The organism is Streptomyces sp. NPDC000134 (assembly GCF_042899225.1).
In the GTDB taxonomy this organism is placed as follows: Bacteria; Actinomycetota; Actinomycetes; order Streptomycetales; family Streptomycetaceae; genus Streptomyces.
Genome location: NZ_JBIAZN010000005.1, coordinates 381,138 through 395,506 on the forward strand (window position 1 = coordinate 381,138; position 14,369 = coordinate 395,506).

14 protein-coding genes and 1 rRNA gene are annotated in these 14,369 nt (G+C 74.3%); 2 read left to right on the forward strand and 13 right to left on the reverse strand.

The genetic code is table 11. The annotated features are described in order from the left end of the window. Window positions 1–200: 200 nt before the first annotated feature. The 6 genes from ACFY32_RS10600 to ACFY32_RS10625 all read right to left on the reverse strand — a co-directional run bounded on the left by ACFY32_RS10600 (window position 201) and on the right by ACFY32_RS10625 (window position 6,238). Entirely contained in the window at window positions 201–1,340 is a 1,140-nt protein-coding gene (locus tag ACFY32_RS10600; protein ID WP_390673903.1) for a glycosyltransferase family 4 protein, read from the reverse strand. A gap of 185 nt (window positions 1,341–1,525) precedes the next feature. After that, complete coding sequence (locus tag ACFY32_RS10605; RefSeq protein ID WP_390673904.1) at window positions 1,526–2,281, reverse strand: hypothetical protein; 756 nt, start codon at window positions 2,279–2,281, stop codon at window positions 1,526–1,528. A 32-nt stretch (window positions 2,282–2,313) separates the two neighbouring features. After that, window positions 2,314–4,032 (reverse strand): DNA repair protein RecN, encoded by a 1,719-nt coding sequence (gene recN, locus ACFY32_RS10610; protein ID WP_390673918.1) that lies wholly within the window; start codon window positions 4,030–4,032, stop codon window positions 2,314–2,316. Between the two features lie 166 nt (window positions 4,033–4,198). Further along, entirely contained in the window at window positions 4,199–5,104 is a 906-nt protein-coding gene (locus ACFY32_RS10615) for an NAD kinase (RefSeq protein WP_359204634.1), read from the reverse strand. Beyond that, window positions 5,101–5,916 (reverse strand): TlyA family RNA methyltransferase, encoded by an 816-nt coding sequence (locus ACFY32_RS10620; protein WP_390673905.1) that lies wholly within the window; start codon window positions 5,914–5,916, stop codon window positions 5,101–5,103. The genes ACFY32_RS10615 and ACFY32_RS10620 overlap by 4 nt, the downstream gene beginning before the upstream one ends. 7 nt (window positions 5,917–5,923) lie before the next feature. Next, window positions 5,924–6,238, reverse strand: coding sequence for a hypothetical protein (locus ACFY32_RS10625; RefSeq protein WP_359204640.1), 315 nt, complete (start codon window positions 6,236–6,238; stop codon window positions 5,924–5,926). Window positions 6,239–6,280: 42 nt separating this feature from the next. Between ACFY32_RS10625 and ACFY32_RS10630 the strand changes: the two genes are divergently transcribed. Then, entirely contained in the window at window positions 6,281–6,628 is a 348-nt protein-coding gene (locus ACFY32_RS10630; protein WP_390673906.1) for an SCP2 sterol-binding domain-containing protein, read from the forward strand. Window positions 6,629–6,642: 14 nt separating this feature from the next. Here the strand turns inward: ACFY32_RS10630 and ACFY32_RS10635 are convergent, their stop codons facing one another. From ACFY32_RS10635 to ACFY32_RS10650, 4 genes are all read right to left on the reverse strand, one after another. Next, window positions 6,643–7,503, reverse strand: coding sequence for an ABC transporter ATP-binding protein (locus tag ACFY32_RS10635; protein ID WP_359204646.1), 861 nt, complete (start codon window positions 7,501–7,503; stop codon window positions 6,643–6,645). Beyond that, a complete protein-coding gene (locus tag ACFY32_RS10640; protein ID WP_390673907.1) occupies window positions 7,500–8,537 on the reverse strand; it encodes a FecCD family ABC transporter permease in 1,038 nt (345 codons plus the stop codon). Before ACFY32_RS10640 ends, ACFY32_RS10635 begins: the two co-directional genes overlap by 4 nt. Next, window positions 8,534–9,577 carry an iron chelate uptake ABC transporter family permease subunit gene (locus ACFY32_RS10645; protein WP_359204651.1) on the reverse strand — a complete coding sequence of 348 codons (1,044 nt, stop codon included), beginning with the start codon at window positions 9,575–9,577 and terminating at the stop codon, window positions 8,534–8,536. Before ACFY32_RS10645 ends, ACFY32_RS10640 begins: the two co-directional genes overlap by 4 nt. An 88-nt stretch (window positions 9,578–9,665) precedes the next feature. Beyond that, window positions 9,666–10,697 (reverse strand): HAD hydrolase-like protein, encoded by a 1,032-nt coding sequence (locus ACFY32_RS10650; protein WP_390673908.1) that lies wholly within the window; start codon window positions 10,695–10,697, stop codon window positions 9,666–9,668. Window positions 10,698–10,768: 71 nt separating this feature from the next. Between ACFY32_RS10650 and ACFY32_RS10655 the strand changes: the two genes are divergently transcribed. Continuing rightward, window positions 10,769–12,061 carry a DUF1015 domain-containing protein gene (locus ACFY32_RS10655; protein WP_390673909.1) on the forward strand — a complete coding sequence of 431 codons (1,293 nt, stop codon included), beginning with the start codon at window positions 10,769–10,771 and terminating at the stop codon, window positions 12,059–12,061. A 62-nt stretch (window positions 12,062–12,123) separates the two neighbouring features. Here the strand turns inward: ACFY32_RS10655 and ACFY32_RS10660 are convergent, their stop codons facing one another. The 3 genes from ACFY32_RS10660 to rrf all read right to left on the reverse strand — a co-directional run bounded on the left by ACFY32_RS10660 (window position 12,124) and on the right by rrf (window position 14,199). Next, a complete protein-coding gene (locus ACFY32_RS10660; RefSeq protein WP_359204663.1) occupies window positions 12,124–12,873 on the reverse strand; it encodes a tetratricopeptide repeat protein in 750 nt (249 codons plus the stop codon). Beyond that, entirely contained in the window at window positions 12,765–13,886 is a 1,122-nt protein-coding gene (locus tag ACFY32_RS10665; RefSeq protein ID WP_390673919.1) for a hypothetical protein, read from the reverse strand. Before ACFY32_RS10665 ends, ACFY32_RS10660 begins: the two co-directional genes overlap by 109 nt. A 196-nt stretch (window positions 13,887–14,082) precedes the next feature. Then, window positions 14,083–14,199, reverse strand: a 5S ribosomal RNA gene (rrf, locus tag ACFY32_RS10670). Between the last annotated feature and the right edge of the window lie 170 nt (window positions 14,200–14,369).

Genomic DNA, 14,369 nt, shown 5'->3' on the forward strand with positions numbered 1-14,369 from the left:
CGCCGCATCACCCCCGCCACGGACACCGGCGGCACGCGGACCGGGCCGCCTCCTCCACCCCGCGCCCAGAGCCCGACAGCGGACACCACGCCACCCCACCGTGACCCCCCGGACCCGCACCGCACACCGCACCACCCCCGCCACGGGCACCGGCGGCGCGGACCGTACCACCGCGTCGCGGCCTCCGCGAGCCGCCCCGCTCACGCCAGCAGTGCCGACCGGGTCAGTTCGTCGTAGACGCTGAGCACTTGGGCGACCGTCTCGTCCTCCGTCGGCCAGGTGGCCGCCTGGGCCTGCCCCTTGTCCCGCAGCCACTGCCGCCGCGCGGGGTCGTCGAGGAGGCGGACCACGGCCTCGGCGAACGCCACGGGGTCGCCGGGCGGCACCAGTTCGGCGGCGTCGCCGACGAGTTCGGTGATGCCGCCGGTCCGCCCCGCGACGAGCGGCACACGCGCGTGCAGGGCCTCCTGCGCGAAGACCGAGCGCGCCTCCGCACGGCCCGGCAGCAGCGCCAGGTCGGCCGCGGCGAGCAGTTCCGTGACGTCGTCGCGGCGCCCGATCAGCACGACCGGCAGCTCCTCGTCCTCGATCCGCCGCTGCAGCGCCGCCCGCTGCGCCCCCTCCCCCGCCACGACGACCAGCGGCACGGGATCGAGGCGGCGCCAGACCCGCGCCGCGTCGAGCAGCAGGTCGTAGCCCCGGTGGGGTTCGAGGGAGCCGACCGCGATCAGCAACGCGCGCCCCGTGGCGCCGAGTTCGGCCCGCGTCTTGAGGCGCAGCTCGTCGGGGTCGTCCGGGTCGGCGGGCCGCGCGGGCGCGGGGTGCCCCACGGCGGCGAGCCGGGCGTCGCGGGCACCGGTCCGCCGCGCCAGGTCGACCAGTTCGGAGGTGGTGCCGAGGACCACCGTGGCGGCCCGCATCACCCGCCGCTCCAGCACCCGCAGCAGGTGCGCGCGGGGCCCGTCGGCGGGCGCGCGGTCGTGCCAGGTGACGACCAGCGGGGTACGGGTGCGGCGTCCGCCGAGCGCGAGCACGGTACGGAAGGAGGCGTGCAGGCCGTGCGCGTGCACCAGGTCGGCACGGGCGCAGGCCGCCCGCAGCCCCGCGACGGAGACCGGGTCGCTGCTCCGCGGCACGTGCAGGTGCTCGGCACCGGCGCCCGTGAAGTCGTAGGCGCGCTCGGCCTCGACGGGAGCGCACACCGTGACCTTCACACCCCGGGCGACCAGCCCCGCGGTCAGCGTGCGCACGTGCGCGCTGCTGCCGGCGTTGCCTCCGCCCAGCACCTGCACGGTGCGCAGCGGGGACTGGCGCGGTGCGCGGCTGCTCACGGGGGTCACGTGGCCGGGGCTCCTGGTTCTGCGTCGGGGGTCACGAACGAAAGTACAGAAGGGTGGAGCGGGGAGGTGCGCCGCGCGGTCGCCCACGCGTACACCGCCAAGGATGCCAGGACGTACGGCTGTTCCGGGAACGGCCGGCACCCGCGAGGGCGCCGGCACCGAGGCAACCCGGGGCCCCCGGTCACTCACACGAGTGACCGCGCCCAGGCGCTGACCCGCTCCCCGTACACCGCCGCGGCCACCACGGCGGCGGCATGGGCGACCAGCCCGGCCCGCTGGTTGCCCGCGACCACGGCGGCGCCCAGGGTCGCGCCGAGGGCGTGCGCTCCCGTGTCGCCCAGCATCGCGCGCTCCCCGAGGTCGGCGGGCAGCACGGCGGCGGCGACCCCGGCCGCGACGGCCGACAGTTCCGCGGCGGGTCCCCGCTTCAGCAGCCCCGGCGCCCCGAGCGCCAGCCCGGCCAGGGCGGCCCGGCCGGGGCGTACGTCCACGAGGTTGACGAAGTGCGCGGCCCCGGCGACGACGACGCCGGCCAGGACCTTGTCCAGCGGCCGTTCCTTCATCCGGGCGCCCGCGAGCAGCGCGGCCGCCGAGATCCCGAACAGCTTCACCGCCCCGCTGGTCACCTCGCCGTGCCCGAGCGCCGACAGATGCGCCCGGAAACCCCGCCGCTCGTCCCCGGCCAGGTCGTCGTACGCCCCGCAGGCCCCCGCCGCCAGCACCGCGGCCCCGGCGGCGGGCCGCACCAGCCCGGCCGCCACCGCCGCCGACAGGGCCGACGCGGGCCCGGCGAACAGCTCGACGGCCCGGCCGGCGTGGTTCCGCCGCAGCCAGCGCGCCCGCCCGCCCGGCGGCGCCGCCCGCAGCGCGGCGACGCCGGCCCGGGTGAGGGCCGCGGCGAGGGCGAGGGAACGGGTCCGGCCGAAGACGTCGACGATCATGCGGCCAGCCTACGGAGACCCTCCCCTCCCTCCTACAGTTCGGCCCGAGCCGTGGCCAGCAGTTCCTCGGCGTGCGCCCGCGCGGTCTCCGAGTCCTCCTGCCCGGCGAGCATCCGGGACAGTTCACGGACCCGGTCCTCGCCCTCCAGGGACTTCACGCCGGACCGGGTCACCGATCCGTCGTTCGTCTTCTCGACCAGCAACTGCCGGTCGGCGAAGGCGGCCACCTGCGGAAGGTGCGTGACGACGACGACCTGCGCGGTCTTCGCCAGCTTCGCCAGGCGCCGCCCGATCTCGACCGCCGCCTTGCCGCCGACCCCGGCGTCGACCTCGTCGAAGAGGTACGTCGGCACCGGGTCGGTGCCCGCGAACACCACCTCGACGGCCAGCATCACCCGCGACAGCTCACCGCCGGAGGCCCCCTTGGCGATGGGCCGCGCCGGGGCACCGGGGTGCGGGGCGAGCAGCAGCTCGACCTCGTCGGCGCCGGACGGCCCGTAGGCGACCGTCCGGCCGCCGACCTCCACGCCGTCGGGGTCCTCGGTCTGCCGGAGGGCGAACGACACGCGGGCGTGGGGCATCGCCAGCGACGCCAGCTCGGCGGTCACGGCGGCGGCGAACCGCTCCGCCGCCTCCGTCCGGGCGTCCGTCAACGCCTGTGCCAGTCCGCCCAGTTCGGCCCGGAGCGCGTCCCGCTCGGCGGTCAGCTCGCCGATCCGCTCGTCGTCGCCGTCGAGTTCGGTCAACCGCGCGGCGCTCCGCTCGGCCCAGGCCAGCACCTCGGTGACGTCCTCGCCGTACTTGCGGGTGAGCCCGTTGATCGCGGCCCGCCGCTCCTCCACGGCCGCCAGCCGCAGCGGATCGGCGTCCAGGTCGTCGGCGTACCCGGCCAGCTCCCCGGCCACGTCCCGCAGCAGGATGCCGACCTCGGCGATGCGGTCGGCCAGCGGCGCCAGGGCCGGGTCGTGCGAGCGCACCGCGTCGAGGGCCCGCTGCGCGCCCGCCACGAGCGTCGCCGCGTCCACGCCCTCGGGGTCCTCCGGGTTGCCCGCGAGCGCGGCGTGCGCGGCCGTCGCGGCGGACGCCAGCGCCTCGGCGTGGCCGAGCCGCTCCGCCTCCTCGGCCAGTTCCACGTCCTCACCGGCCCGCGGCTGAACGGCCGCGATCTCGTCCAGGCCGAAGCGCAGCAGGTCGGCTTCCTGGGCGCGCTCCCGGGCGCGCGTGGTGATCTCCTCCAGCTCCGCGGAGACCGCCCGCAGCTTCCGGTACGCCTCCGTGTACTTGGCGAGCGGCACGGCGACCGCGTCCCCGGCGTACCGGTCCAGCGCCTGCCGCTGCCGGGCCTGCTTCAGCAGCCCCTGCTGGTCGGTCTGCCCGTGCACGGCCACCAGCTCGTCGGCGAGTTCGGCGAGCACCCCGACGGGCACCGACCGACCGCCCAGGTGCGCCCGCGAGCGCCCCTCGGCGGACACGGTACGGCTGATCAGCAGCGCCCCGTCGTCCAGCTCGGCCCCGGCCTCCTCGGCCCGTACGGCGACCTTGGCGTCGGGCGGGACGGTGACCCGTCCCTCCACCACCGCGTTCTTCGCCCCGATCCGAACCAGCGCCGCGTCCGCCCGCCCGCCCAGCAGCAGGCCCAGGCTGGTGACCACCATGGTCTTGCCCGCGCCGGTCTCACCGGTGACGGCAGTGAACCCGGGCGACAGCTCGACCACGGCGTCGTCGATCACGCCGAGCGACCGTATCCGCATCTCCTCCAACACGCACACGACCTTACGAGGTCCGACCGGGTGAGCGCACACGCCCCACCCTCGTCACGCCGGGAAGGACGTGCCGCTCAGGGGCGCGGGGAACCGCGCGACCAGCCCAAAGGGACCCGCCCCCGCCCACGGCGGGAACCACCCCTTCGAGACCGCGCTAATGCGGCGCCCCCCGCCACCCCGAAACCGGCAGCGCGAACTTCGCCACCAGCCGATCGGTGAAGGAGGCATGGTGCAGCCGGGCCAGCCGCACCGGCACCGCCCCCCGCCGCACCTCCACCCGCGCCCCGGCGGGCAGCTCGACCGTCCGCCGCCCGTCGCACCACAGCACCCCCGGCGGAATGTGCGGCAGCACCTCGACGGCCAGCACGGAGTCCGGCGAGGTCACCAGCGGCTTGGCGAACAGCGCGTGCGCGCTGATCGGCACCATCAGCAACGCCTCCACCTCCGGCCACACCACCGGCCCCCCGGCCGAGAACGCGTACGCCGTCGACCCGGTCGGCGTCGCCAGCACGACCCCGTCGCACCCGAACCCGGTCACCGGCCGCCCGTCGACCTCCAGCACCACTTCGAGGAGTTTCTCCGCGCCGGCCTTCTGCACGGCCGCCTCGTTCAGCGCCCAGTCGGTGTGCACGACGTCGCCGTTGCGGTGCACGACGACGTCGACGGTCATCCGCTCCTCGACCTCGTAGGCCCGGCTGACCACCCGGTCGACGACCTTGTCGAGGTCGTCCCGCTCGGCCTCGGCGAGGAACCCGACCCGCCCGAGGTTGACGCCGAGCATCGGCACCCCGGAGGCCCGCGCGAACTCGGCGCCGCGCAGCAGCGTCCCGTCGCCGCCGAGCACGATGAGCAGCTCGCACCCGTCGAGGCACCGCGGGGTGGCCTCCCGGACCAGCTCGACCTCGCCCGGCAGCGGCAGGTCGCACGCCTCGGCCTCCAGCACCCGTACGCCGATGCCCGAGTCCAGCAGCCCCCTGACCACCAGCTCGGCGCTGCGCACGGCCGCGGGCCGTCCGGTGTGGGCCAGCAGGAAGACCGTACGAGCCAGGTTCTGTGTCACTGCGGCCCCTCCGCCACTGCGCGATCGACGTCGGCCGGGTCCAGTGCGTCGGCCCCGGCCCGCAGCCACAGAAAGTACTCGACGTTCCCGGAGGGTCCCGGCAGCGGACTCGCCGTGACGCCCCGCACCCCGAGGCCCAGTTCCCAGGCCGTGCGGGCCACGCCCCGCACGGCCTCGGCCCGCAGTTCCGGGCTGCGGACGACGCCTCCGCTGCCCAGCCGTTCCCTGCCCACCTCGAACTGCGGCTTGACCATCATCACCAGGTCGGCGTCGGGTGTCACGCACCGCGCCAGGGCGGGCAGGACCAGTCCGAGCGGGATGAACGACAGGTCCCCGACGACCAGGTCCACCGGCGTCCCGCCGATCGCGTCGAGCGTCAACTCGCGCACGTTGGTACGGTCCTTGACGGTGACGCGCGCATCGCTCTGGAGCGACCAGGCGAGCTGCCCGTAGCCCACGTCCACGGCGACGACGTGCGCCGCGCCCGCCCGGAGCAGGACGTCGGTGAAGCCGCCGGTGGAGGCGCCGGCGTCCAGCGCCCGCCGCTTTGCCACGACCAGCCCGCGCGGTACGAAGACCGCGAGCGCGCCGGCGAGCTTGTGCCCGCCCCGCGAGACGTACTCGGGGTCGCTGTCGTCGGCCGCGACGACGATGGCCGCCGCGGTCTCCACCTGGGTGGCGGGTTTGGTCGCGACGGTCCTGCCGACGGTGACCCGGCCGGCGGCGATCAACTGGCTGGCGTGCTCGCGGGAGCGCGCGAGCTTACGGCGGACCAGTTCCGCGTCGAGACGGCGGCGTGCGACTCCTGCCACGTTCGGTTCAGCTCCTACTGCCATACGTCGAGGGGGGCGCCGGAGGTCCCGGGCTGGCGTCGAGCGCGGTGAGCGCGTCGCGCAGCCCCCGGTGTACATCCTCGTACACCTCGATGTGCCCCTCGGTGGCCAGGTGGCCGGCGTCGCCGAGCCGCTCCAGGAGGGCGTCCACCTCCGCGTCCCCGGTGGGGGTGCGGGGGACGTCCAGGGGGGCGGGGCCGGCCGGCTCGTCCCCGGCGGGGACCCCGGCCGGGGAGGTCTCCGGCCGGGTCTCTTCCGGGGCCTCCGGCTGGATCTCCGTCCGGGGGGCTGCGTCGCTCATGCCCTGACGCTACCCCGAACCACTGGGGTACGGTCGGTGCCGATGGCGACGATCGAGGAGTGCCGCGCCGCACTCGAGAAGCTTTCGGACAGCGTGGGCCGAGCCGAGGGGGACGTCCGGGCGGCCACCGCGCTGGACCGTTCGGTGAGCTGCCACATCACGGACCTGGACGTCACCTTCGCCGGCCGTATGACGGACGGCCGGATCGACGTGCGCGAGACCCTGACCGGTCCGCCGCGCCAGCGGGCCGACATAAGGCTCGCGATGACCGGCGACGACCTGGTCGCCCTGGTCGACGGCGAGCTGCACTTCGCCAAGGCGTGGGGCTCGGGCCGGGTGAAGCTGGAGGCGGGCCTGCGCGACCTGCTCCGGCTCCGCAAGCTCCTGTAGCCGCCCGCCCGCCTTCAGGACGCCCGGTCGGCCACCACGCGCGCGCGTGCCGTGCGCGCGGCCGGCACCACCAGTGGCGTCCCGGTCTCCGGGTCGTCGATGACCTGGCAGCGCAGTCCGAAGACCTCCTCGACCAGGCCGGCGGTGACGATGTCCGCGGGCGCCCCCTCGGCGATCACCCTGCCGTCGCGCAGGGCGATGAGATGGGTGGCGTACCGGGCGGCGTGGTTGAGGTCGTGCAGCACGGCGACGAGGGTGCGGCCCTGCTCCTCGTGGAGGTCGGCGCAGAGGTCGAGGACGTCGATCTGGTGCTGGATGTCGAGGTACGTCGTCGGCTCGTCCAGCAGCAGCAGCGGGGTCTGCTGGGCCAGGGCCATGGCGATCCAGACGCGCTGGCGCTGGCCGCCGGAGAGTTCGTCGACGTACCGGTCGGCGAGTTCGGCGACGCCGGTCTGCCGCATCGACTCCCGCACCACCCGCTCGTCCTCCGTCGACCACTGGCGCAGCAGGCCCTGGTGCGGGTAGCGGCCCCGGCCGACGAGGTCGGCGACGGTGATGCCGTCGGGCGCGATCGAGGACTGGGGCAGCAGACCGAGGGTGCGGGCGACCTGCTTGGCGGGCATCGACTGGATGACCTCGCCGTCCAGCAGCACCCGGCCCTGGCTGGGCTTGAGCATCCGGGACAGGGCGCGCAGCAGGGTGGACTTGCCGCAGGCGTTGGGGCCGACGATCACCGTGAAGGAGTTGTCGGGGATCTCCACCGACAGGTGCTCGGCGATGACGCGCTGGTCATAGGCGAGGGTGACGTTCTCGGCGGACAGGCGGTTCACGATGCTCCTCTGGTTGTCCATCCCGCTGCCGGTGGCGGCGCTCATATCCGGCCCGCCTTGCGTTCGGTGACCAGCAGCCACAGCAGGTAGACGCCGCCGAGCACACCGGTGACGACGCCCACGGGCAGTTGGTCGGCGCCGAAGACCCGCTGCGAGATCCAGTCGGCGCTGACCAGCAGGGCGGCGCCCATGCACAGGGACGGCAGCAGGTTGGGGCCGGGCGCGCGGGTCAGGCGGCGGGCCAACTGCGGCGCGGTGAGCGCCACGAAGGCGACCGGCCCGGCGGCGGCGGTGGCGGAGGCGGTGAGCAGGACGGCGGCGACCAGCAGCAGCATCCGTACGCGCTCCACGCGCACCCCCAGGGCGTACGAGACGTCGTCGCCCATCTCCAGCATCCTCAGCCCCCGCCCGTTGGCGAGGCACAGCGGCACCAGGACCGCGCACAGGATCAGCAGCGGCCAGACCTGTGCCCAGTCGCGGCCGTTGAGGCTGCCGGTCATCCAGACCACGGCGCGGGAGGCGTCCACGATGTCGGCCCGGGTCATCAGATAGCCGTTGACCGCGGTGACGATCGCCGAGACGCCGATGCCGACCAGGACCAGCCGGTAGCCGTGCACCCCGCGTTTCCAGGCGAGGACGTAGATGCCGAGGCCGGTCACCAGGCCGCCCACGAGGGCGCCGAAGGTGACCTGGGCGGTGCTCCCGGAGAACAGCACGATCATGATCAGCGCGCCGGCCGTCGCGCCCTGTCCGAGGCCGAGGACGTCCGGGCTGCCCAGCGGGTTGCGGGAGATGGCCTGGAACAGGGCGCCGCCCAGCCCGAGCGAGGCGCCGACCAGCAGTCCGACCAGGACCCGGGGCAGCCGCAGCTCGCGGACGATGAACTCCTGGCCCGGGTCGCCGCCGCCGAACAGCGTCTTGAGCACGTCCCCGGCCGGGATCGGGAAGTCGCCGGTGCCGATCAGGACGACGCTCGCGGCGAGCGCGACGACCAGCAGCGCGACGACGACGGTGAGGGTGCGGACGTCGACGCGGACCGAGAGGCCGCCCGGGGTGCGCACGGCACGGTTGGTCTTCACAGTTGCGCCGTCCTCCGCCGTCGTACGAGGTAGATGAAGACCGGTCCGCCGAGGATCGCGGTGACGATACCGACCTGGAGTTCGGCGGGCCGGGCGGCGATCCGGCCGAGCACATCGGCGCCGAGCAGCAGCACGGGCGACAGGATCGTGGCGTACGGCAAGATCCAGCGCAGGTCGGGGCCGGTGAAGGAGCGGACGACGTGCGGGACCATCAGGCCGACGAACAGGATCGGCCCGCACGCGGCGGTCGCCGCCCCGCACAGCACGGTGGCGGCCAGCATCGACAGCGCCCGGGTCCGGTTGAGATTGGCGCCCAGGGCCCTGGCGGTGTCGTCGCCCATCTCCATCGCGTTCAGCGGCCGGGCGAGCAGGAGCGCGAGCACCGAGCCGGCCAGCAGGAACGGCAGTACCTGGGTGATGGTCTCGTCGTTCGCCGAGGACAGCGAGCCCACCGTCCAGAAGCGCATGGTGCCCAGCGCCGCCTCGTCCGTGATCATGACGGCTTGGAGGTAGCCGTAGAGGGCGGCGCTGATCGCGGTGCCGGCCAGCGCCAGCCGCACCGGGGTGGCCCCCCGGCTGCCGCCCAGGAACCAGACCAGCGCCCCGACCGCCGCCGCGCCGGCGAAGGCGAACCAGACGTATCCGGTCAGCGAGGTGACGCCGAAGTAGGTGATGGCGGTGACGACGGCGGCGGAGGCGCCCGCGTTGATGCCGAGCAGGCCGGGGTCGGCCAGCGGGTTGCGGGTGAGCGCCTGGAGGACGGCCCCGGCCAGGCCGAGCGCGGCACCGGCGAGCAGGCCGAGCGCGGTCCGCGACAGCCGCTCGCCCACCACCACGTCGCCGTAGGAACCGGAGTCCTCGAACAGCCCGTGCCACACCTGGCCCAGGGTCAGGTCCTTGGCGCCGACGGCGAGGCTCGCCAGCGCGACACAGACCAGGATCGCGAGGGACACCAGCAGCCCGGCCACGCGGATCGCCCGGCGGTTCGGGGGCGCGGGGGCGGTCTCCGCGCGCTGTTCGGGAGGACTGTCGACCAACACCCGGTTAGGTTAGCCTACCCTCCTATTGGATCACGATCCCCGCAGCTCACCGGCGACTTCGATCACGATCCCGCAGCTCACCGGCGGCTCACAGCCCCAGCTTGGCCAGCGCCTTCTCCGCGTCCAGCGCGCACCCTTCCTCCCCGCCCGCCGTCCAGGCCGCCGCGCACAGCGCCCGCAGCCCGTCGAGGGCCGCGCCGTCACCCGCCAGCTCCAGGCGATCCGCGCCCGCCGTGGCCGTCCAGCCTCCGCAGCGGAACCCCTCCTGCGCCGTCCCGGAGACCTCCGGCTGCCCGGTGAGCAGCCCGCGCAGATCCGCGTCCACGTACGTCGGCCGGTGCTCCGGCGGCGCGGCCAGCAACCGGGCGCCGTCGGTCACCCCGGTCAGCACCAGCAGCGAGTCCACCCGCCCCTCGAACGCGCCCTCGATGTCCGTGTCCAGCCGGTCCCCCACCACCAGCGGCCGCTCGGCCCCGGTGCGCAGCACGGTCTCCCGGTGCATCGGGGGCAGCGGCTTGCCCGCGACCCGGGGCTCGGCCCCGGTGGCGATCCGGACGACCTCCACCGCCGCCCCGTTGCCCGGGGCGATCCCCCGCGCGCTCGGGATCGTCAGGTCGGTGTTGGACGCGAACCAGGGCACCCCGCGAGCGATGGCGTAGCACGCCTCCGCGAACCGCCCCCACGGCAGCTCGGGCCCGCCGTACCCCTGCACGACCGCCACCGGGTCGTCGTCCGCCGACTCCACCGGCATCAGGCCCCGCTCGCGCAGCGCCACCCGCAGCCCCTCACCGCCGACGACCAGCACCCGCGCGCCCGACGGCACCTCGTCGGCGACCAGCCGGGCCACCGCCTGCGCCGAGGTGATGACGTCCTCCGCGCCGGCCGGTATGCCCAGCTCGGTCAGGTGACCGGCGACCGCGTCCGGTGTCCGCAGCGCGTTGTTCGTGACGTACGCGAGCCGCATCCCGCCGTCGCGGGCGGTGGCGAGGGACTCCACGGCGTGCGCGATCGCGTCCCCTCCGGCGTACACCACGCCGTCCAGGTCGAGCAGCGCCGTGTCGTACGCCTCGCTCAGGGCCTGCCCACTGCCCTCGGGCCTGGTCCGGACGCTCCGGCTCATCTCGATCGCTCCTCGTTCGACGCCTTTCCCCCGATCATCCCCCATGCCACCGACACACGTACGATGCCGGGATGAATACAGCAGGTCACTCGGAAGCAACGGAGCGCCGGGGCCTGGAACTCACCCCGTTCCGAGGTCTCCGCTACGACCCCGACCGGGTCGGCAGCCTGGCCGCCGTGACATCACCGCCGTACGACGTCGTGGTCCGTCCCGACGGCCTGCTCCATCTGGAATCCGCCGACCCGCACAACATCGTCCGGCTGATCCTCCCCCAGGCCGCCACCCCCGACGCCCGCAACGAGCAGGCCGCGCGCACCCTGCACCGCTGGCGCGCCGAGGGCGTCCTGACCGCCGACCCCGAACCGGGCCTGTACGTCTACGAGCAGCGCGACGGCGACGGCCTGGTGCAGCGCGGCCTCATCGGCGCCCTGCGCGTCTCGGACCCGGACGAGCGGGTCGTCCTCCCGCACGAGGACGTGATGCCGCACGTGGTCGCCGACCGCGCGGCCCTGATGCGCGCCACCCGCGCCAACTTCGAACCGCTGCTGCTGACCTACCGCGGCGGCACAGGCGCGGTGTCCGGCCTCATCGACACCACCGCCGAGCGGCCCCCGCTCCTGGCGACCACCACCGAGGACGGCTTCGGCCACCGCCTGTGGCAGCTCACCGACCCCGGCGACCTCGCCCGCGTCCGGTCCGAACTGGCCCGGCACCAGGCCCTGATCGCCGACGGCCACCACCGCTGGGCGACCTACCGCCGCCTCCGCGCGGAGCACCCCTCGCCCGGCCCCTGGGACTACGGCCTGGTCCTCCTGGTCGACACGGTCCGCTACCCGCTCCGGGTCCGCGCCATCCACCGGCTGCTGCACGACCTCCCGGTCGACGCCGCCGTGACCGCCGTGAAGGACCGTTTCCGCGTCCGCCGCCTGGACGCCGGCACCTCACTGCCGGCGGCCCTGGACGTCCTGGCCGGGGCCGCGCGCCAGGGCAACGCCTTCCTCCTGGCCGGCGACGGCGCCTTCCACCTCGTCGACCGCCCCGACCCCGGCCTGCTGGCCCGCACGGTGCCCGCCGACCGCCCCGAGGCATGGCGCACCCTGGACGCGACCGTCCTGCACGCCACCCTGCTCCCCCATGTCTGGCATGTCCCGGACGATTCGGCGGCGCACGTCTCCTACATCCACGACACGGCGGCCACGGTCGAGAAGGCGGAACGCGACGGCGGTACGGCGGTCCTGATGCACCCGGTCCGCGAGGAAGTCGTCCGCGAGCTGGCCCGCCAGGGCGTCACCATGCCCCGCAAGTCCACGTCCTTCGGGCCGAAACCGGCCTCGGGCCTGGTGCTGCGCGCCCTCGACCTCTGAGCTACGCATACGAAAAAGGGGCGGAACCGCTTCCGGTTCCGCCCCTTCATCCGTAGCCCGGGTCAGTCCTCGCCACGCTCCCGCGCGGCGGTGCCGCCGTCCTCGTCACCGCCGTCGTTCTCGTTCTCGTCTTCGTTGAGGGCGTCCACGAACTCGACGCCGTCCAGCTCGGCGAGCCGGTCGGAGGCGTCCGTGCTGCCGTCCCGGTCGGACTCCACGGCCTTGGCGAACCACTCCCGAGCCTCGCCCGTCCGGCCGGCCGCCAGCAGCGCGTCGGCGTAGGCGTACCGCAGCCGAGCGGTCCACGGCTGTACGGAGTGGGAGGCCAGCTCGGGGCTCTGCAGGGTCACGATCGCCGCGTCGAGCTGTCCCATGTCACGCCGGGCGCCGGCCGCGACGAGCCGCATCTCGACCTGACCGGCCTTGTCCAGCTTGTGCACCTCGGGGGCGCCGGCCATGTCGAGCGCCTTCTCGGGCCGGCCGAGACCGCGCTCGCAGTCGGCCATGACGGGCCACAGGTCCACGTTGCCGGTCATCCGCCGCGCGGCCCGGAACTCGGCGAGCGCCTCCCCGTACTTCTGGTTGGCGTACGCCGCGAACCCACCGGCCTCGCGTACGGCGGCCACGCGCGACGCCAGCCGCAGCGCGATCTTGGAGTACGCGTACGCCGCCTCGGGGTCCTCGTCGATGAGCCGCGCGACCATCACCAGGTTCCTGGCGACATCGTCCGCGAGCGTCTTGGGCAGGCTCTGCAGCTCCTGCCGTACGTCCTTGTCGATCTCCTCGCCGGTGACGTCGTCCGGGATCGGCAGCCGCTTGATCGGCTCCCGGTCGCGGTCCCGCTCGTCACGGCCACGCCCGGGACCGCCCCGCCGGTCGTCCCGGCCCCGGAACCCACCCGGACGGCCACCGCGGTCGTCCCTACGGGGTCCACGGCCGCCTCGGTCGTCACGCCGGTAACCACCGGGGCGGTCGTCGCGGCGGTCGTCGCGGCGGTCGTCACGGCGGCTGTCGTCGCGCCGGAACCCGCCGCGGTCCCCACGGTCGTCACCGCGCCGCTCGTCACGGCCACCTCGGTAACCGCCACCCCGGTCGTCCCGACGGTAGCCGCCGCCCCGGTCATCGCGACGGTCATCACGGCGGTCATCACGGCGGTCGTCACGCCGGTCGTCACGGCGCCCGGCGTAACCACCGCGGTCCCCGACCCGGCGGTCGTCACGGCGGTCATCGCGCCGGTCGTCACGCCTGTCGTCACGCCGGTCATCACGTCGGTCGTCGCGGCGGTAACCACCGGGGCGGTCATCGCGGCGGTCGTCACGCCGGTCATCACGTCGATCATCACGGCGGTAACCACCGGGGCGGTCATCACGCCGGTCGTCCCGCCGGTCATCACGGCGGAAACCACCGGAGCGGTCGTCGCGGCGGAAGCCGCCGGGGCGGTCATCCCGTCGGTCGTCCCGCCGGTCGTCGCGACGGAAACCACCGGAGCGGTCATCGCGCCGGCCGCCGTATCCGCCGCCACGGTTGTCGTCACGACGGTTGTCGTCGCGACGGAACCCACCTCGGTCATCGCGGCGATCGTCACGGCGGTCATCGCGGCGATCGTCCCGCCGGTCGTCGCGACGGAAGGCCGGGCGGTCCCCGCGGTCACCACGGTCGTCGCGCCGGAAACCCCGGTCGCGGTCGTCCCGACGCGGTCCCCGGTCTCCCCGGTCGTCGCGACGGTCGTCCCGGCGGACATAGCCACCGCCACGGTTGTCGCGGCTGTCGTCTCGGCGGAAGCCGCCTCGGTCCCCGCGCTCCCCGTGCCGGGCACCGCGGTCACCACTGTCCCGTCGCCGCTGGTCGCGCTCCGGTCGGTCCTCGGGAGAGTTGGGGGACATCGGTGACTCCTGTCTTCGGTACTGCAAGTCATTCTCACGCAGCCGGGTACCCGGCGCGCTCCGGGATGTGCTTGGCACAAAACAAAAAGGACCCCTGGTCCAGCTCAACGCTGGAGACCAGGGGTCCTTCCAAAGATTGTTCGGCGGCGTCCTACTCTCCCACAGGGTCCCCCCTGCAGTACCATCGGCGCTATAAGGCTTAGCTTCCGGGTTCGAAATGTAACCGGGCGTTTCCCCTACGCTATGACCACCGAAACCCTAATGGTTTCGAGCGAACAAGCACACTCTTTAATTGTGTGGTTCTGCTCTGAACCGGCAACGGTCGTTGCCTCAGAACTAACACAGTGGACGCGAGCAACTGAGGACAAGCCCTCGGCCTATTAGTACCAGTCAACTCCACACCTTACGGTGCTTCCATATCTGGC